Source organism: Arthrobacter sp. 210 2 (assembly GCF_059093025.1).
This window is the reverse complement of the sequence record NZ_JBNHIE010000003.1, coordinates 286,892-306,256: the sequence shown is the minus strand read 5'-3', so window position 1 is coordinate 306,256 and position 19,365 is coordinate 286,892. Positions and strand designations below refer to the sequence as shown.

Sequence of the window (19,365 nt, the reverse complement as noted above, 5' to 3'; positions counted from 1 at the left end):
GCGGCACCGGTCCTGCTTTTATTGGGTCAAAAGCAGGCCGTGAATGCAGCCTCAGCCGTATTTAGCCCAGGGAGTTGTATGCCTGTCCGGAATCAACGGCAGCGGGTCCGCGCTGATCGTGCGGTACACCTACTTTTACTGTTCCCGAGCAGGTTGCACCCTTGCTGTCGGTAGCGGTGAAGGCTATGGTGTAGACCCTGCCGTCGCCAGTTCCGCTGCGCTCGGCCCGGACCTGCACGGTGGACTTATCAGCACTGATGACAGCATCCGGAGCTGTGTCACCGTCACCCAGGCCGTTGATGGGCTCATCCTGGGTTACACCGGTGACCGTGAGCGCAACGGCGTCCCCGTCCGGGTCGGTGACGCCGCCAAGAGGGACGTTGACCAGTTTGTGGTTGGGTGGCCAAATGGCCTTCGGGGTCCCCGTGGCGCCGGTGCAGACAGGTGGTGCGTTCTTGGGCGGCACCGTGATCGTCAGCGTCTGGTGACCGATGTCGCCACCGTCAGCCAGCGCGACGATGTCGAAAACATGGTTGCCCTCAGTAGCGTCAGCCGGCACTGCGATGTTGACGGTGAAGGGGATGGTCGCCGGGGTACTGACTGGGCCGACGGCTGCAGGGCTGAAGCTGATCCACGAAGCATCGGGGTTGGGTCCAACAACTTCAAGATGAACATCGCTGACGGTCGCAGAAGCAGCTTCGATCAGTGCCAGAATTTGACCGGCCAGGTCCCCTCCCAGGGGCTGGTGGGCGCTTCCGGTCAGGCTTGCAGCGGCGATATCGCTGTAACAACCAGCCATCCCGGAGTTGGCGGTGACAGCAAAAAGGGTCCGCTGGGCTGCCTTAAGGCCGGCTACAACAGTGTTGGTGGCCAAACCGTGGGGATCCAGCGATACATCACCACAGGACGGGAAGCCGTTGGAAGCAGCACCATGCGGTGGGGCATCAGTAATGAGAACAACGAACTTGCGGCTGTCCGCCCGCCACAAAGCAGGGTCATCGGTTGTGGCCCTGGACAGAACCAGATTCTGGGCCTCTGGGAAGTCACCACCCCCGCTGGCCGTCATGGTATTAATGGCGGCCTGGACGGCAGCCGCATTGTTCGTAATCGGCGCCCTAATGACATACTCCAGCGCACCGTCCGAACTGTCCTTGAAGTCCACAACAGAGAAGTTGGCATCAGGCACAGCAGCGTGAATGGTGTTTACCAAATCGGTGGCCTGCGACTTTGCTTGGTTGATCGCACCAAACATACTTCCTGTGGTGTCGATGGCAATTTGAATGTCGGCTTTGGCCGGGAGGCGCGGCACGGTCACAGTTTTTTCTTCAGTGCCAGTGCCACCGGCATTGATCGTAATTGTGTTGGTGGCCGGTGATAGCTCAGCCTGCGCGGCAGGGATAACAAAACCCGCCGGAATAAGCGCCGCCGTACAGGCCAACGCCGTTCTCATTATCATTTTCATTGCATCCCACCATTTCTAATTACCCGCAGCACCACACCGTGCAGCGGCAGTCCGATGACTGTCCACAAAGCTTCGGGCTGCTCCTTCGATGACGGCAATGGGTGTGAGGCAAAAGGTGCAGGAGGGGTGGATGTGGCTAAATATTGCGGCGGATAATCCAGTTATTACACTAATTCGTAGCCCGCTCTCACCAGAGCAGCACCCTCACGCAGTGATCACAAATGCACCGAAACCCGCACCCTCCTGCCGGTAGACCAGGTCCGCACCTCCACCTCGAGGAACGACCTTGATCAGCGCCGCGGAGGTCGTGATGGAACGCGGGCGGCCTTCACTAGCCAGGTATCAACAGACAGCGTCCGCCACGGCAACCAGCCCTGCAAACCAAATCCCTCACATAAACCACACCGCGGATCAGCCGGAAATGCCCGGGTACATGAGCAAAGGAGCAGGTATCACGAAACCCGGAATTCCTTCACACGGTCCTATGTGGACCTAACCGTCCTCGACCGGTAAGTCGTGGAGACCTGAAGCGACAGCCACTGAACGAGACAAGTCCTCCTGGTCTCCCAGTCCTGTCGACTTCAGCATCGCCCCCAATCAGTGGGTCATCATCGACACGCACCGCAAACGGGACTGCCCTGGCTTGAGACGTTGTTGGCACGGTTCGCTCCGCCCCCCAAGACGCAGAGCGAACTTCACCGCCGCTGCAGATCCCTTACGGACGCTTCAACGACGAAGACGCCAGCTTACCTGGGGGACGTAAACGATAAGTAACAAATCAGTAGGTTTATGAAACAGTTGTTGGACAAAAGAAGCCACAAGTACTTTTGCTGTGGCAACCCCCCCCGTATTTCCCCCAATATTGCGGGGGGTTGCTTTCAGAACCAAAAAAGCCCTGACTTCAAACACAGCTGGTGCGGTCCTCTTTCAGCTCTGCAGTCCGCAAGAAGTCCGCGAATAGTCGGTTTGAGCAAGTGACCGCCCACCACCAGGACCTCCAGAACGCAACGGAAACATCACATCTCAATGCTGTTCGGCAATGTCAGGCATGTTCCCCCCAAATGTCGATGTGCCGGGTGACATTGCTGTTTTGACAGTAAATCACCGACCTGATGCGCCACATGCCCCGGCCTCCGACCTTGATGGCCCTGGCCGGTCTTGGAGCCCGGGGGTGACGCTGATCGAGCCGTTGCCACCCCACTTCAGCCACCTCCGCCCTAAGCCGATCCTGCCGGATCTTTATGCACCAGTGGTTGACCGGACATCCTGAGTCTTCCTGCGTCGCAGGCGCCAGTACACAACTGCCGCCACAGCGGCCAGAACGCCGAGGCTACCGGCGATGAACCCGGCACCTGTCAGGTGGGCTTCGCTGTCCGCGGCAGCAACGCCGGTTATGTTGCCGGCGGATGCAGCTGACGGGCTGGCCTCACCAGTGGGTGGGACCGCTATGGGCGCTGGAGATGCCCAAGCCGCATCCGTGGGGGTTGCGGGGCCGTGGCTTTCAGAAGTGGCAGGTTCGGCTGGTGCAGCCGCCCGCTCAGCTACTGCTTGGTCAACGGTCACCGGCCCGGCCGGCAAGGCCTCGGGCACGCTCTGAACCTGGTTGTTCTGCGGGGCGAGGTACTGGCTTTGAGCTGGTACTGCCGGCGCCGGAGGGACATAAACGGGCAAAGGAGGAGCTGGTGCAGGTGGAATATGAGCAGGAGCAGGAGCAGGAGCAGGAGCAGGAGCAGGTGCTGGGGGCGCAGGCGGCATTGCCGGGGCTCCTCCCCCGCCAGCGATTGGTTCCGCCTGGCCTGGGACCGTGCTGCCTCCGCCATTTCCAACTGTTCCGGAGCCTCCACCCCCAACTCCACCGGTCTGGTCAGGAACGCAGATGGTGGTGTTGTTAACTATGGTGGCAGCATGTCCGGGCGGACAGGCATAGGCCGGGCTGGCGCTCATCACTATCGAGGCGGCGAGCAGCGCAGTTGCGGCCAGAGCAGACAAGGGACCCTTAGGCACGATGTCCCCCCAGTGCCCATTGGACCAGCCTCCGAGGGCGGTACCGGAAACTATAAGCGGCAAGCCCGGCAAGCAGGACTCCGGCCACCAACACGATGAACCACGCCGGGGCGTCCGGTGACGCCGATGCAGTCTCTGCATCAAAAGCACCAGCTCCCCCAAATTCGGTGGCCGTGGGACCGGGCGACGAAGAGATCACGGCAGCAGGTTCCGTGATCGCACCTTCAGCGCTGGCCTCGGGAACGGCGTTAGCCAGAGCGGGTGCAGCGTCCCCGCCTTCGAGCGGCTGAGCATCCCCAGGCCCGGCAACAGCCCGCACATCAACATTGCCACCCGGTCCCGGCACAGAGTCGCTGCCGGGAGCCTGAGCCTGCGTCCCATGGGGAACAGGCTGGATATGCAGCTGAACCTGTCCGGAGACCGGTGCTGGCGGGGCCACGGCTTGTGCTGGCGGAACGTAGGGAACCGGGACTGGAACCGGTTGGGCAGGACCAGTCGCTGGCGGCGCGGGAACTGGAATGGCCGGCTGCGCAGGGGCTGGTGGTGGCGGTGGGGGTGGCACAACCCCTGGTATTCCTCCCCCACCAACGTTCCCGCCGCCAGCGTGACCGTTACCTCCGCCGCCACCGCCGGCGCCGTTGTCGTAGCAATACTGGGCACCGTTCGGCGCATTCTGGCATACCTGGTCGGCGTGGGCAGGCGAGCCGGACAGCAGGCTTCCGGACAGGAATGCCAGGCACAGGCCAGCCCGGATAGCGATGCGCATATCTTCCCCCAATATTCGCCGATCGTCCGCTAGGCAAAGCCTATCTGCAGTCGGTGGCTGGGTGTGGGCCGACTCGAAAATCAAGCAGAACCCTCATACTGACCTTTACAGGCCCGCTCTTCGCATACGAAAAAAGGATCATCCTTTTCAGTTGGATGGGTGAGTTCCTACATATCCTCGATCGGAGATTTCGCAGTAAGCAGTGACGCCGAGTCTGTAGAGGACCGCTGGTCAGCCGGCGACCACATAATTCCTTCAATCAGCCACTCGCCGCTGGGACCCGTTACGAAATAGTACTGACGAAAAGCGTATGTGCTCATTACGCCCTTATTGATGCTGTTGAAGGCGAACCGGACGGGAATCTTGACCTCGACGTATTCCACGCCGTTGGATTCAACAAACTTCTTGGCGACGGCCTTCTCGTTCTCCCACTGCCACACCGTGCCGTTGTCATCAGGAAGGACTGCCCCGTAGGCCAACGTCTTGAATCCGGCGCCATCGAAGTTGGAGAAGTTCGGGATGATGCCGGTCCAGGCCTGCTCCAGGTACTGCGCCTTCAACACCTCGAACATCGACGGGGTCAGCATGGACGGAGGTTCTCAAAAAGGGCAAAATCAGCCTCTGAGTTCACGTGGCTGCCCTTTTGCAGTTCGGGGTAGTTGGACGCGGCAACAAAGGCTTCCATTGCCCCGGCACCTCCGGCGCCCCCGTCAGGGAAGGCGGACTTCACTTCTTCGGGCATGACCAAACTGCTCAGGTCTAGGTCCCTGACCATCCGTCTTGCCCTCGCCTCCTGGACCGCGGAAGCAGGGGAGACAAAGGGCGGTAGGCCAAATGGGCGGGCTTAGGCGCCTGTTGACCCTGCATTCTTAGGAATCACAGCCGCGAACCGTGGCGCCGGCTGAACAGTTCCCACTCCGGCAGTCGTGGCAATCGCCACGAGAGCAGCCCCGTTGCCGGGCACTCCCTCGTCCACCGCAAAGCGCCAGATAACAGCGATTATGTAAGGTAGTTGCCTAAGGCAATAGAAACGGATTCCGCTGATGGTCCTTCAGAGCGGCGCACCTGAGCGCCCCCTGTGAACGGGTCCAATGATCATGAGCAACAAAACGTTTCGTCTAGCGGTCTTGACGTGACCGGCGTAGATCCGGATGACCTGGCATTGTGGGTCGCTGCCCCTCAACTTCGCGTCGTCACCGACCGTCGGCTGGGCAAAACGACTCCGAGTTGGGTGGTTCAGCTCGCGAAATAGAATGATGACACCTGTTCGTCGTCATGAGCATCCCGGAGTTAGCGCGGCTCCTCCAAGGCATTGCATATGATGTCGCCGCCGGATCCGCCGCCGCTGGCGTCCGGAGAGCAAAAGCCCGTGTCGCCCCAGGAGTTCCAGTGTTGGCCTGCCGGGCATGTGGTCGCCGATGCGGCAGAAGCACCCAGTGCTAAGGCCGGGGCGAGGACGATGAGTGCCAGGGATGCTCGGCAGGAACCGACCTGTAAGCGCTTCATTCGCCGGCCTTTGGTGCAGATGCGTGTTGGCTTGGCCTTCTCTTCCGCCAGTACAGGATCGAGGCAGCAGCCACAAGCACCGCTAGGGCGCCTGCGATGAACCCGGCGACCGAGGTGCTGGCGTTAGATGTCTGTTCCCCTTCAAGAGGTGTCGTTGTTGGGGCAGAGGCAGGGCTTGGTTCGGTTGATGCTGTGGGTACTGCAGCGGTGCTGGGGATATCGGGGGCCACCGGTGTTGCTTCGACAGGCGCTTCCGCTACTGGTGCCTCGACCACCGCCCGAACGGGTTCTGCCTCTGCCGGGATCGCCTCGTCGTGGGCCGCCGGTACGGGAAGGGACACTTCGCTTTGAGGACCGGAGTAGTTCTGGGGGGCGACGTACTGGCCCTGGAATGGGGCAGCAGGGACGACCGCAGGAACTGGTGCTGCTGGTGCCGGTGCCTGAACGGGAGGGACATACGGCGCCGCGGGAGCGGGAGCCTGCGGTAGGGGCGCTGGCGCTCCGCCTCCCCCGGGCACAATGCCGCCTGCGCCACCAGGGACCGTGGATCCGCCGCCGCCAACCACGCCCGACCCACCGCCGGGAACACCCCCATCGCTGTTCGGTACACAGACAGTGGTGCCGTTGATCACCGTGTTTGTACAGGAAGCATGGGCAGGGCCGGCCGCCACGCCCAGGCTAAGGGCGGCCACGAGGACAGCTCCAAGGGCAGCCCCAGAAGCACGCTTATGCACGGTGACCCCCTGCCTTGCGCCCAATCTGGCGTGGACGGATGACGAACACGTAGGTAGCCCCAGCGGCCGCCACGATCAAGATGCCAGCGACAGAGAGCGCCAGGACGAGCCCCGTTGGGGCTTCCGCGGTGGCCGATGCGGCGTCCGCCTTGATCACGATCCGCTCAGCACTCTCTGAGGCCGTCGCTAGCGAGCTGCCTGATGCACTCGCAGTCGGGAAAGCAGATTCCGTAAGGTCCTGGGTCGCAGCTGGCTCCGATCCGGCACCTGCCGGCGGCTCCTGTTGCGGGGCCGCCTCATCCGGGAAAACATGCCCGGCCGGCGGCTGATCGACGGCGGGCGCTGCAGGTGCCGCAGGGGCATTGGCCGGGGCTGGTGCCCTCACGACACCCGGGGCCGGGGCCTGGGCAGCAGGAGCGACCGGCTGAATGTTCAGCTGCACGTTGGCTGGGGCAGGCGCGGGTGCAGGGGCTGCGGGAGCCGGGACGACAACGGGAGCAGGAGCGGGTGCCACAGCTGGCGGGGCGGCCGGAGCAGCAGGCGGGGTGTAGTTGCCGCCACCTCCCCCGACACTGCCTGTGCCAGGAGCCACGCCACCGGAGCCATCGTCGTAGCAGTCAGTGGCTCCGTTGGGCGCTGTGTAGCAGACCTGGGCGGCATGTGCAGGCGCGGCCGGAAGCAGTGGTCCGCTGAGGACCGCGAGCATGACGACCGATGCGCGGGCCTGCCTACGCACGTGAACCACCCATGCTCCGACGGCCGAGCTGTCGGGGGCGCAAAACAAAGATGTAGGCAGCCACCGCGGCACCCGCGACCAGGATGCCACCGACAACGACTCCAATGATGGCTGCTGGAGACAGTCTGCCGGAGGACGATGCACTCTCAGCACGAATGACGGTCGGAGCAGCGGACTCAGTGGCTTTCACCGAGGATGTGGCTGACGACGTAGCCGACGGGGTTGCCGTCGCGGTCTCAGTCCCGCCTTCGGCTGCCTGTGTGGCGACGTCTACCAGGGCGCCGACCTCAGGCGCTGTCGGGTTCTCAGCCTGGATTGGCTGGGCAACCCTTCCGGCCGGAGCCTGGGCTTGTGCTGCGGCGGGGACTGGTGCCTGGCCGGCAACCGGAGCCTGAGGCCGGGCGGCAGGGGCGTAAGGCTGAACGCTCTGCTGGGCGGCAGGGGCCGGAGCCGCCGGTGCTGGAGCGGGAGCTGCAGGCGCGGGGACATAAGCCGGAGGTGGAGCAGGCGCGATAACCGGTGGAGCTGGCGCAGGAGGTGGAGGAGGAATTGCACCAGGGGCCGTCCCCCCACCTCCGCCAACGTTGCCGACTCCTCCGTTGTTGCCTCCGCCGGTCCCGGGGCCGGTGCCGTCGTCATGGCAGACCACTTGGCCATTACCGGCAGTCCAGCACACCTCAGCGGCGTGGGCAGGCGCGGCCAGAAGCAGTGGCCCGGCAAGGATGGCGAGGCACAGTCCAGCCCCGGTTTTGATGCGCATTGTTCCCCCAACTACGTGCCGGAAACGGACCGGCTAGGGATAGCGTAGCCGAGCCCCGCCTGTTCAATATCTGCAGGTCAGACGGTTACGGTCACAGCAGGGCAGTCACGCTGCAGCCCGGGGTTTGGCCAGGGGTGGGTGGATCGGCCGGTCTGTGGCCGTGAACAGGGCTGCCGGCGCGCCGATTCCTGCTCCCCGAGTCTTCTTACCGGTGTCTTCCAGCTGGGGTGTCATCTTGCGGGTGAAATTCCCGGGGGCCAATGGGACATTCCAGACCGCCTCGTAGACCGTGCGCAGCTGCGTCATGGTGAACTCGTCGGGCAACAGCCGGGCGGCCACCATGGTGTATTCCATCTTGCCCGCTAGCCGGCCCAGGCCGTCGCGGAGGATGGTGGCGTGATCGAACGCCAGTTCATTGGTGCCGGCCAGGATGTCGTGGACAGGATGCCAGGCCGCAGCTGCGGCGTCCGTACCGGCAGAGATCTCGGGCAGTTCCTGGCCGTCAGTGGCGAGCAAGACCAGGTGGGCGACGGAGGCAACCCGCATGCGGGGGGCCCGGTCCGGGGCGCTGTACGTGGCGAGCTGTTCGACGTACACCGGCAGCTGCCCGAGATCCAGTCCCGTCTCCTCGGCAAGCTCCCGGTAGGCCGCCTGCTCGGCTGATTCCTGGGGCCCGACGAAGCCTCCGGGCAGGGCCAGGAAACCCTTGAACGGTGGCCGCCCCTGCGGACCAGGGCGGTGTGCAGCACTCCCCCGGTCACGGCGAAGACCACCAAGTCAGCGGTCAGAGCGATGGAAGGGTAGTCCTTGGGCTTGTAGGACTCGAGGAAGTCCTTCTCGGCCTTCGCTTCGTACCTCCCGCCCGATGGGTCATTGGTGTGGCAAAATTGGCAGATCCTGCGCTGATAGGGCTGACGGAACGTCCCCTGGCCCGGACAATTGGATGGGGGAAATCAGTATGTCCCCATAAACCATTCCCTGTGTTGCCGCGGCCATCAGATGTTGCGCCACGGGGGAAAGAGCTTCGGGGGTTTTATGAAATTGTTCCGGTACATGCTGTGCCTTGTCGTGCTGCTGACATGGGCACTGCCACTCAGCGCAGCACCGGCCCAGGCGGCCACGGCAGCGATCACCCTTAGCCCGGACACTGGACCGGCAGGGACGTCCGTGACAGTAACCGGGACGGGGTTCCCGAAAAAGACCTCAGGTACTGTCAGCGCCGGGGTGAACAGCGCCCCGTTCAGGACAAGCGCCTCCGGCTATTCAACGTCGAGCTGGTGATGCCCGAAACCGCCGATCCGACAGTTGCGGTGCCGCGCCGCCACGGCCACCGCCAGCGCTTCGGCACCGTTCACCCTCACCTTCAGCTCCCCCTCGGTCACAGAGGAGGAACCGGCAGCCGAACCGGCCCCTTCCACCGGATCCACCAATACAACGCAGAGCAGCGCCGCGCTGCGCTTCGGCATCGGGACCCCCGGCGGACCGTCGGCCGCGGCTGAACTGGATGAAGTCACCGCCCTGGCGGGCGAGGCACCCTCGATCATCCTGTCCTATAAGGACTTCAACCAGCCTGCACTGCTGACGGAACTGGAAGCCGTCCGGGCCCGTGGCGCCCTCACCCTTCTGACCTGGGAACCGTGGGTCTGGGGCGGTGGGACTGACCAGCCGGCCTTCGCCCTAGACCGGATCACCGCCGGGGACTTTGATCCCTACCTGCGCCAGTGGGGCCAGGAACTCGCTGGCTGGGGCCATCCGGTGCTGCTCCGGTTCGGGCACGAGATGAACGGCAACTGGTACCCGTGGTCCGAACAGGTCAACGGCAACAACGCGGGTGACTACGCGGCCGCGTGGCGGCACGTCCACGATTTCGTCACCGCTGCTGGTGCCAGCAACATCACCTGGGTCTGGAACCCCAACGTCCCCTACTGGGGATCAGCGCCTTTGACCGGCCTGTACCCGGGGGACGGGTACGTGGACGCTGTCGCGTTAGACGGCTACAGCTGGGGCACCTCCGCTTCCTGGAGCACCTGGCTCACACCGTCCCAGCTCTTTGGCGAGGGCCTGTCCCAACTCCGCACCCTCGCCCCGGGCAAGCAGATCCTCATCGCTGAAACCTCCTCGGCTGAAGAAGGCGGTTCCAAAGCTGACTGGAACACCGCCCTGATCAGCTACCTCGCATCCCAAGGTGATGTCACAGCGGTGACGTGGTTCCACTTCAACAAAGAGACTAACTGGCGCATCAACAGCAGCACCCTCTCGGCTGAGGCCCTCAAGCAGGCACTGGCCGCCCGCAAATAGCAATTCCCATAGGACACGAGCCCTGCCGCTGAAGCCCTTTGTGGCTGTACGGCGCCGCAGAATCCGAGCGGGCTTGGGTGGCAACAACTGGTGATCGTGGGCCCTTCTTCTTAGCGCCTACTCTGTAAGGGCATGCATCGGCCGCGGAATCTGTGGTTATGGAAAAGGAGTCCTGGTGGAATTCAGTTATGAGGTACGGGGTACGTACGCGGAGGTTACGGCTGACGGGCGGCTTAACATGGTCTCCGCCCCCAAGCTGCGCGAGTTTGTCACCGACGTTATCGCCCGCGGATCAAACCGGATTGTGGTCAACCTGGAAAAGGCCACGTTCATGGATTCGTCCGGTCTGGGCGCGCTCATCGGCTGCCTCAAGGCCGCCCGCCAGGCCGGCGGGGACCTCCGGATCGCGGCCGTTCAGCCGCAGGTGAAGATGGTCCTGCAGCTGACCAGCATGGACAAAGTCCTTACCTCATACTCCTCGACCGACGAGGCGTTCAGCAATGACTGATGTCCTGGCCTCGCGCAGCTTCCGTGGCCCTGCTGCCGCAGATGCCATCGAATCCGTCCACAATGGCATGGACAGCCTCTGGCTGGACGTCCCTTTCGTTGAGGACTTGGACCAGATGACGTTCACCACGGCGGTCATCGAGTCCGCGTCCAACATCGTCCAGCACGCAGAGCCGGCCGGTGAGGAACCCGTGGAGCTGGGCGTGGACATCACGGTCCAGCCCACGCTGCTGCAGGCCCGGGTCAGCGCGTACCACGCCAAACCCCCGTTCGGCCCGATGGAACCGGCGGTCCCCGGGGAGGACGCCGAGTCCGGTCGGGGCCTGGCGCTGATCGAGGCGCTGGTCACCACCGTCACGTTCGAGCGCCAGTACGGGAACAACACCTGGGTCCTGTCCCGCACATCGTCTAACAATGAGGATTCCTGGCCCTGCTTCCGCCCCAGCCGAAAGCACTTAAGGCAGCAGGAACATAAGAGGTAAGAGACTTACTCCCACACCGCACAGTATGGGACATAAACTCTTGCCCCGATACGATCAGGGGCGAGGGGCGGAACGATGAAACTCCGCCGTTCCTTCACGGCACGGGGATGTTCAAGGCGCCCAGGGCCAAGTTGCTTTTGCAGGGCATCTCAGGCGGTTCCGCCCGGGAGTGGGTGTGTTCCTTTGCCGCTGCGAATTGACGTGGTTTAGTGGGGGCCATGAGTGGAAACAACTATGGCAGGGTGCGCAAGGCGGTCATTCCTGCTGCAGGCCTGGGTACCCGGTTCCTTCCGGCCACCAAGGCGATGCCCAAGGAGATGCTCCCGGTTGTGGACCGCCCGGCCATCCAGTATGTGGTGCAAGAAGCGGTCGACGCTGGCCTCGATGACGTCCTGATGATCACCGGCAGGTCAAAACGTGCCCTTGAGGACCATTTCGACCGCGTGCCGGCCGCTTGAACATCAGCTCCTGGAGTCCGGCAAGATAGAGCTGCTGGAGGACGTCCAGCACGCCTCCGATCTCGGCGAAATTCACTACCTTCGCCAGGCCGATCCCAAGGGCCTGGGCCACGCTGTCCTGCGTGCCAAGATACACGTGGGAGACGAGCCCTTTGCCGTGTTGCTGGGCGATGACCTTATCGACGCCCGCGACGAGCTGCTGACTACGATGATCGCGGTTCAGGAGCGCACCGGCGGTTCCGTCGTGGCGCTCATGGAAGTACCCCGGGAACAAATCAGTGCTTACGGCTGCGCTGATATCACGATACTGGACGGGGAGGACTACGTACGCGTCAACAGGCTGGTGGAAAAACCCTCGCCGGAAGAAGCCCCCTCCAACCTGGCCGTCATCGGCCGCTACGTGCTGCATTCTGACGTCTTTGGAGTCCTCGAGAACACACCTCCGGGCCGGGGCGGGGAAATCCAGCTGACGGATGCCCTGCAAACGCTGGCGGAGCGCGACGGCGGTCCCGGCGGCGGTGTTTATGGTGTGGTGTTTAGGGGCCGCCGTTACGACACCGGCGACAAGCTCAGCTATCTCAAGGCCAATGTCATCCTGGCCGCCGAGCGCGATGACCTTGGCCCTGAACTGCGCGTGTGGCTCAAGGATTACGCAGCGTCCCTTCCCGTGGAGTGACTTGCACTCCCGGGGGTGCGGGCACGGACACGCCTTTGGTCGAGTTTTATTGTTCTGCGGGCATGGCCGTTTCCTCTTCCGGGACGTATCCGTCGTAGCGGACGGCTTTGAAGAGCACGCTGAAGACCACAAGGTCGTAGATGACCCAGGCAACGTTCACCAGTGTTCCCAGCGGTTCGTTCAGTCCCATGGCAAGCCGGATCATGCCGATGAGGCCGGCGCCGGCGAGCAGTCCCATGGCGATAAGTTGGGGTCGGATGAGGTGCCAGTCGCGGCTGTTCCCTTCCTTCACCTTGGGTGTGACGGCGAATCCGAGGGGCCGGCCGAACCATACGTTGCGGGCGGCGGTGGTGCAGGCTTTGATCCAGGTGGGGAACAGGGCCAGGGAGTACTGCTGGCCCCGCCAGGTTTTGGCGCCGCGGCCGGCGTAGGCGAAGAGGATCTGGTTGGCCACCATGAAGGGGATGAACCGGATGAAGAAGTCGGTGCTGAGGCTGGTGACCGGCAGGATGCCCAGGACCAGGTAGATAATCGGGGCCGCTATGTAGACGACGGCGGCGTACCCGGACAGGTAGCTCCACATCGTGGCGAAGTACATCAGCCGTTGGGTTCCGTTCATGCCCCGCTTGGCGAGCGGGTTTTCGCGCAGGAGTACCTGGATGGTGCCCTGGGCCCAGCGCAGCCGCTGGGTGAGCATGGTTTTGAGGTCTTCCGGGGCCAGGCCGAGGGCCAGGATTTCGTGGTGGTAGACGCTTTTCCAGCCAAGGGCATGCAGGCGCATGGAGGTGGCCATGTCTTCGGTGACGGAGATGGTGGCCAGGGGCATGAGCGGCTGTGCTTCGTCGCCGCGTTCCACGGAGATGGCTTCCAGTACCGCCTGAACGGATTCCAGCGCGCCCAGCGGTGACCATTCCCGGGAGGACAGCTGCGCCACTGCGCTGTCGACTTCTTCGGGTGTGAGCTGGCCCTGTCCGGCATCCAGGTCCATGGCCTGGATTTCGGCGAGGTCTGCCTGCAGGGCGGAGAAGTCCGCTGCCACGAGCTCCTCGACGGCAGCGTCCACGGTGCGGCGCAACTCGTAGGTGATCTCGCTGTAGGACCGCCCGGCCTTCAGGTCATCTGCGGCTTTCGTGGTCGCCCGCTCCACTTCATCAAGCAACCTGGCGACCGTTGGGTCCGCTGCCTGGGTGGATTTGCGTGCGTGGCGGAGCGCTTTTCGGGACCCTTTCAGGGCGGCACGGATGTTCCGTTCAACCTCGGCGACGTAGCCGGCCAGGCCCAGCTGCATGAGTGCCTCCCGGCGCAGCAGGGCGTTCGAGCCGCAGAAGAACGCAGCGTTCCACCCGTCTTTACCCTGCTGCAGGGGCCCGTAGAACAGCGGCGCCTGACTGCCCAGTGGATCATCTTCGGGGACATTGATGAACCATTGCGGGGTTTGGACCAGGGCGACCTTGCGGTTGTTGAAGTAGCCCAACGTCCTGTCGAGGATCTCCGGCTTCGGGATCTGGTCGGCGTCAAGGATCATCATGAATTCGCCCTGGGTCATCATCAGGGCGTTGTTGAGGTTCCCTGCCTTCGCGTGCCGGGGCAGGCTGGAAGTCCAGTCGGCGCTGCGGGTCAGATACCCGATGCCGTGCTCCTCTGCCGCTTCCCGCATCTCCGGCCGCGCCCCGTCATCCAAGATCCAGGTCTTGTGGGGGTAGCGGATCTTTTGTGCCGCCAGCGCGGTTTCCATCACCATCTCGATCGGCTCGTTGTAGGTGGTAATGAAAACGTCCACCGTCAGTCCCGGCGGAGCTTCCGGAGGTGTCCTCTCCCTCAGCCTCCACATCGTCAGCCCGAACAGGCACACATCGATGAGACTGTACGTCTCGGCCAGCACCAGCGGCACAGCGATCCACCAAGCAGACCAGTTCAGCGACTCCAGCCACCGCCAGGCCACGTAGTTGACCCCAAGGATTACCGTGAGCACCACCAGCAGGCGAAGCACGAAACGGTGCATGCTGTCCCTCCCTTTTCATGACCGGGCTACTAATTCCCGTACGCACCCCCGCGCGTCGTTATACCGCGCCGTGGACCGGGGCGGTAGGGCCACCAGCCTAGTAGTCCAATCTGCGGATTTGTAGGCAGGGGCAACGGGTAAGGGCAGGATAGTACCTACCCACGAGCGATCCTGAGGGAGAACATGACATCCAACCCGCGGCGGCTCCCGCCCTTGCCGATGCTCACTGCACTCCTTCTCCTTCCGCTGTTCACGGCGCTGCTTCTGCTCAGCGCAGTCCCCGCCTGGGCTGCCAGCCCGTCCCCCACTCCCCCGCCGACCGGTGGGCCTTACCTGGGTGCGCTGCTGGACTGGTCCACGGACTCCCCCGCCGCATACGAAGAGCGGCTTGGGACGGCCGCTGCGCTGTACGGCCGGCCGGTGCAACTGCCGATGAGTGAGCAGGAACAAGGCTTCCTGCGCTCATACTTTGGCCAGGTGGCAGCCCAGGGAGCCCAGGCACTGCTCACGGTCCGGCCCGACGTCCCCCTGGCCGATGTCGACGATCCCCTGGCGTCGGCGTTCGCCGCGCAGGTCGCTGACGCGGCACAGGGCTACAAGGGCACGGCGTTCATCCGCTTCGCCCCGCAGATGAATGCTCCCTGGGTGCCGTGGGGGCAGCAGCCCGAGGCCTACCGGGAGGCGTTCCGCGTCCTTGGGGCGGCCATGGATGAGGAGCTGGGAGACCCCTTGATGGTGTGGTCCCCTACCGCGGCTGAGGATTATCCCTTCCGGGACCCGTCCGCAACGTCACCCTCGGGTGGACCGCTTGGGGCACTGGATACCGACGGGAACGGGGAGTGGAACTTCGATGACGACGCGTACGCTCCCTACTATCCCGGCGACGACGTCGTCGACTGGATGGGCCTGTCCGCGTATCACGACAAAACTGATGGGACGCTGGAGCCCAACACCGTACCGGCACCCGGACAATTCGAGGCACTGCTCGGCCCCACGTCCCGGGACGGGCCTGCCGCGGAGGACTTCTACGGCGCCTACGCTTCTGCCCGGGACAAACCTTTGATGGTGGAGACAGCAGCTTTCTACAGCCCCGGCACCAACGGCGGGCCCTCGGAGACGGACATCAAGAGGTCCTGGTGGGACCAAGTGATGGCCGCACCCGCCAACGGATATGACCGGATCAAAGCCGTGGTCTGGAACGAAACGGCCGAGCCACGCCAGCAGGGAACTGCCGGAGTGGACTGGCGCTCGACGCACAGGCCGGACCTTGCCGCCGCTTTCGCCCAACGCATCAAGGACACCGGCATGGTCACCGGACCGGTGTTCGAGCAGACACCCTTGGACGGGGCCGCGCCGGCTGCCACCGGCGCCGTCCTTGACGGAACCGCCGCATGGACGGCAGCTGCTGCCGGCATGACAACGGCCCTCGCATTGTGCCTGCTGCCCCTGTGGAGCCCGGTGCGCCGGTGGGCTTACCCGGGCAATTCCTCCCGCGATGCCAGGATCGATATGCTGCGCGGGGCAGCCATCATCTTCGTCGTCGTGAACCATGTAGGGCTCACCTCGTTCTTCCAGCTGCTGACCCAAGAAACCATTGGTGTGGTCTCCGGGGCCGAACTGTTCGTGCTCCTCTCCGGAGCCGTCCTGGGCATGGTGTACGGGCCCCGGATCAAAGACAACCTCGGCGACGTTGTGGACCGCACCAGCAAGCGGGCCTGGAAACTTTACGTCACTGCGCTGGTGGTGGTGCTGCTCATCTACGCACTGAGCCGCCTGCCGTTCCTCAACGCCACCGCCGTTACCACCTTCACCGATCAGGGCACGGGCGCAACCGGCGCAGGGGGTGTCGGTTCCACCTACGACCTGTACGCCGGCATGGAGTCACTGTTCCAGTTCCCCGTCCCTGACTACCTCATCCCGTCACTGTTGCTGCTTCAGCTCGGACCCTGGCAATTCAACGTCATGGGCCTGTACGTGATCCTGCTGGCCATCAGCCCACCGGTGCTTGTGGTGCTCAGCCGTGGACGGGCATGGCTGGTCCTCACCATCAGCCTGGGACTCTATGCAGTGGGCACCACAACCCGGTTTCGGCTGCTGCCCTCACAGTTTGAGGATTCTTTCCCCCTGCTGGTCTGGCAGGTGCTGTTCGTCCTGGGAATGGTGGCAGGCTACTACCGCCGCCAGATAGTGACCTGGTTCTCCCGCCCGCGCCAAAGAGCGCTGCTCTGGGCGTGCATCCTCCTGGCGACCGCCCTGGCCTTGTTCTCCTGGACCAGCACCTACTTCTCCAACGCCTACGACGTCAGGCTGGCCCTGATACCGGAACAAACCTTCCGCACCGTCTACGACGGCTTCTTCGGGCGCACCTACCTCGGCCCGGGCCGACTGCTGAACGTGCTGCTGGTCATTATCACCGGGTACGCCCTGCTCAGCGCCTACTGGAAACCCCTGGCACGGGCACTGGGCTGGTTCCTCATCCCCCTGGGCCAGGCAGCCCTCTACGTCTTCATCCTCCACGTATTCCTGATCCTCGCCGCCGCCAACGTCCCGGCACTGCGGCAAGGGGACATCTGGATCAACACCGCCGCGTACATAGTGATCCTCGCCCTGCTCTGGACCATGGTCAGGACCCGGTTCCTGTTCCAGATCATCCCCCGCTGAAATGACAGAACCGGCGGGGCCAAACATCTTCTTCTCTTACGTTCGTTAGAACTCTGAACCAGCAGTAATGAAGTGCCACAGCAACAACACCGGCTGCCTCTTGGCAGTTAGCCATGGATTTAGGATGGCGTGACAACAGTGCCCGGGCAGCCGGCACAAGGAGGCGGACAGATGATTGAGCAGATAACCGAGACGATTTCTGGAGAGGACGAGCAGCAACGGTTGGCGTCGCTGGCATCCACCGAGCTTCTCAACAGCCCCTCGGAAGAACGGTTCGACCGGATCACGCGACTGGCCCAACAGCTCTTCGGGGTCAGCACCGCAACAGTGGCCCTCGTCGCTGACGACCGTCAGTTCCTGAAGTCGCTGGCCGGGAGCCTTGAACAAGTTATTCCTAGGGCAGACGCTTTTTGCACCCACACCATCAAGACCCCAAACACCATGGTCGTTGAAGACGCCCGCGAAGACGAGCGCTTCAGCACCAACCCGCTCGTTCTGGGCCAACCGAACATCCGCTTCTACGCGGGACAGCCGTTACAGGGGCCAGGAGGCTGGAACATCGGGACCCTATGCCTTATCGATCAGCAGCCACGAAGCTTTTCCGTGGAGCAGGAGCAGATATTCCGTGACCTCGCGGCAATCGTCCAACGCGAAATCAATGTCACCGTCGAAATGAAAAACGCCGCCAAAATACAACGGGCCCTGCTGCCCGCTGCCCCGCCCGAGGTGGACGGATATGAAGTCCAGGCCTTCTCCCGGCCCGCCGGCGACGTCTCCGGAGACTTCTACGACTGGCAGCTCAACGACCAAACGCTGACCTTCACCCTGGCCGATGTGATGGGAAAAGGAGCAGGGCCCGCAATCCTGGCCGCCGCCGTCCAGTCCCGGCTGCGGGCAAACAACCTTTCCGAACCAGGACGCTCCCTTACCGCGCTTTCCGACCAGCTGGACACCGACCTGGCACTCGATGACGTGTTCGTCACCGCTTTCCATGCCAACCTTGACTTCGAAACAGGTTCAGTCCGCTACTCCGATGCCGGACACGGCATCGCCCACCACATCACAGCCGACGACAAAATCACTCAACTGGGCGCCAGCGGGCCGCCTCTTGGCATCATGCCTGACTACCACTGGACTACAGAAACATTCGTCCTCAAGCCAGGTGACTGGCTCATCATCCCCAGCGACGGCATCCTTGAACTCGCCAACGATGACATCCAGCAGCTTCAGGCCGAACTGAGGAATCTAACAACCCAAGGCTTAGACGCAAAGTCGTCCATGAAAGCACTTATCAACGCCCCGCTGCACCCCACCGACGACCTCACACTACTCGCGATCCGACGATTGGCTTAGGCACACCCTTGTTTAAGCAAGCCGCGGACGGCTGTGATCGCCCCTAGCGATGTCTGTCCTCGAATGACGCCGTTTCTCTTAGCGGCTGAACCAGGGCTGACTTCGGTCGTGCTGAGACCGGAAACGGCCCCGTTTTACTGAGGCATGGGAGCGGGGCAGAGCCGTAAATATCCTTCCGTGGAACCGGAACGCCGCTGTTGCACACTCCCCCAACGGCAACCGATGTCCGAAAGAAGCAAGTACATCCCAAGGGCCAGCACCACCAGCCGCTCGTGGAGTCAACGCGCCGTGCTGCCCGCTCTTGTTACCCGGCCCTTCGTGGCCAGTGGGCATGAGGACGTTATAGGCTGCCGTGGGTGATTTGATAGCGGCTGGTTTTCCGTCAGCAGGTTCTACGGAAGGCAAGAATTGGTGAACGATGCTTCAGTCTTTTGGCGCACTGACCCTGCCACGCTCCGCGATGTGGCAGTCGACCCGAAGGCGCTCGAGAATGCCCTCGCCAGCGGCTGCCCTCCAGTAGACCGTATCCGGTTTCTGACGCTGCTCAACCGCGAGGACGAGGCCCTGCAGGAAGGCTTCGACCTCCTGAACGGTGCCCCTGACAGGGCGGAATTGTTGCTGATACTCGCCCAGGCCTTTCAACACCAGTACCGCTGGCATGAAGCTGCTCAACTGCACGAAGAAGCACTCCAACTCGCCTCCACCCGCGTGGGAGAAGCCTACGTGCGGCACCACATTGGCCGCCGGCTCTTCGACGAAGCCCGCTACCGCGATGCGGCCGCGGAGTTCCAATGGGCAGCCGACCTCTACCGCGTCGCCGGCGAACAACAGCTCGCCCAACAATCCACGCTGGCAATGAAGCGGGCCCAGCAAGTACACGCCAAAGACCCACATGGCCTGCGGATCACGCCTCAAAACCCCTTGCCGGAATTATAGGATGCTCCACTCGATGACTAAACC

General features: G+C 63.2%; 11 protein-coding genes and 1 pseudogene. 7 read left to right on the top strand and 5 right to left on the bottom strand.

Annotated features, from left to right (window positions below):
- Positions 1–61: 61 nt before the first annotated feature.
- From AC5RWA_RS08705 to AC5RWA_RS08690, 4 genes are all read right to left on the bottom strand, one after another.
- Positions 62–1,450: a VWA domain-containing protein gene (locus tag AC5RWA_RS08705; protein ID WP_494057274.1), complete on the bottom strand. Its 1,389-nt coding sequence runs from the start codon at positions 1,448–1,450 to the stop codon at positions 62–64.
- A gap of 2,211 nt (positions 1,451–3,661) precedes the next feature.
- The gene (locus tag AC5RWA_RS08700; protein ID WP_494057273.1) at positions 3,662–4,126 is read right to left on the bottom strand and encodes a hypothetical protein; all 465 of its coding nucleotides are present in this window, start codon (positions 4,124–4,126) and stop codon (positions 3,662–3,664) included.
- A gap of 273 nt (positions 4,127–4,399) precedes the next feature.
- The gene (locus AC5RWA_RS08695; RefSeq protein WP_494057272.1) at positions 4,400–4,819 is read right to left on the bottom strand and encodes a hypothetical protein; all 420 of its coding nucleotides are present in this window, start codon (positions 4,817–4,819) and stop codon (positions 4,400–4,402) included.
- Between the two features lie 3,254 nt (positions 4,820–8,073).
- A complete protein-coding gene (locus tag AC5RWA_RS08690) occupies positions 8,074–8,661 on the bottom strand; it encodes an NUDIX hydrolase (RefSeq protein WP_494057409.1) in 588 nt (195 codons plus the stop codon).
- Positions 8,662–9,273: 612 nt separating this feature from the next.
- Between AC5RWA_RS08690 and AC5RWA_RS08685 the strand changes: the two genes are divergently transcribed.
- From AC5RWA_RS08685 to galU, 4 genes and pseudogenes are all read left to right on the top strand, one after another.
- Positions 9,274–10,266, top strand: coding sequence for a glycoside hydrolase family 26 protein (locus tag AC5RWA_RS08685; protein WP_494057271.1), 993 nt, complete (start codon positions 9,274–9,276; stop codon positions 10,264–10,266).
- Between the two features lie 175 nt (positions 10,267–10,441).
- Positions 10,442–10,774 carry an STAS domain-containing protein gene (locus AC5RWA_RS08680; protein ID WP_494057270.1) on the top strand — a complete coding sequence of 111 codons (333 nt, stop codon included), beginning with the start codon at positions 10,442–10,444 and terminating at the stop codon, positions 10,772–10,774.
- The gene (locus AC5RWA_RS08675; protein WP_494057269.1) at positions 10,767–11,255 is read left to right on the top strand and encodes an ATP-binding protein; all 489 of its coding nucleotides are present in this window, start codon (positions 10,767–10,769) and stop codon (positions 11,253–11,255) included. The genes AC5RWA_RS08680 and AC5RWA_RS08675 overlap by 8 nt, the downstream gene beginning before the upstream one ends.
- 218 nt (positions 11,256–11,473) lie before the next feature.
- Positions 11,474–12,389, top strand: a pseudogene (gene galU / locus AC5RWA_RS08670) (UTP--glucose-1-phosphate uridylyltransferase GalU).
- A 46-nt stretch (positions 12,390–12,435) separates the two neighbouring features.
- On the opposite strand, the gene AC5RWA_RS08665 reads toward galU, so the two are convergent.
- Positions 12,436–14,391 carry a glycosyltransferase gene (locus AC5RWA_RS08665; protein WP_494057268.1) on the bottom strand — a complete coding sequence of 652 codons (1,956 nt, stop codon included), beginning with the start codon at positions 14,389–14,391 and terminating at the stop codon, positions 12,436–12,438.
- A gap of 183 nt (positions 14,392–14,574) precedes the next feature.
- On the opposite strand from AC5RWA_RS08665, the gene opgC reads away from it, so the two are divergent.
- The 3 genes from opgC to AC5RWA_RS08650 all read left to right on the top strand — a co-directional run bounded on the left by opgC (position 14,575) and on the right by AC5RWA_RS08650 (position 19,341).
- The gene (gene opgC / locus AC5RWA_RS08660; protein ID WP_494057267.1) at positions 14,575–17,052 is read left to right on the top strand and encodes an OpgC domain-containing protein; all 2,478 of its coding nucleotides are present in this window, start codon (positions 14,575–14,577) and stop codon (positions 17,050–17,052) included.
- A gap of 138 nt (positions 17,053–17,190) precedes the next feature.
- Positions 17,191–18,405 carry a PP2C family protein-serine/threonine phosphatase gene (locus AC5RWA_RS08655; RefSeq protein ID WP_494057266.1) on the top strand — a complete coding sequence of 405 codons (1,215 nt, stop codon included), beginning with the start codon at positions 17,191–17,193 and terminating at the stop codon, positions 18,403–18,405.
- A gap of 411 nt (positions 18,406–18,816) precedes the next feature.
- On the top strand, positions 18,817–19,341 hold the full coding sequence (locus tag AC5RWA_RS08650; RefSeq protein WP_494057265.1) for a hypothetical protein: 525 nt from the start codon (positions 18,817–18,819) through the stop codon (positions 19,339–19,341).
- The last annotated feature ends 24 nt before the right edge of the window (positions 19,342–19,365 follow it).

Bases quoted from the DNA above. Each gene is read 5' to 3' on its own strand.
- opgC (WP_494057267.1), top strand. From the start codon at position 14,575: ATGACATCCAACCCGCGGCGGCTCCCGCCCTTGCCGATGCTCACTGCA.
- AC5RWA_RS08705 (WP_494057274.1), bottom strand. From the start codon at position 1,450: ATGAGAACGGCGTTGGCCTGTACGGCGGCGCTTATTCCGGCGGGTTTT.
- AC5RWA_RS08665 (WP_494057268.1), bottom strand. From the start codon at position 14,391: ATGCACCGTTTCGTGCTTCGCCTGCTGGTGGTGCTCACGGTAATCCTT.
- AC5RWA_RS08695 (WP_494057272.1), bottom strand. From the start codon at position 4,819: ATGCTGACCCCGTCGATGTTCGAGGTGTTGAAGGCGCAGTACCTGGAG.
- AC5RWA_RS08675 (WP_494057269.1), top strand. From the start codon at position 10,767: ATGACTGATGTCCTGGCCTCGCGCAGCTTCCGTGGCCCTGCTGCCGCA.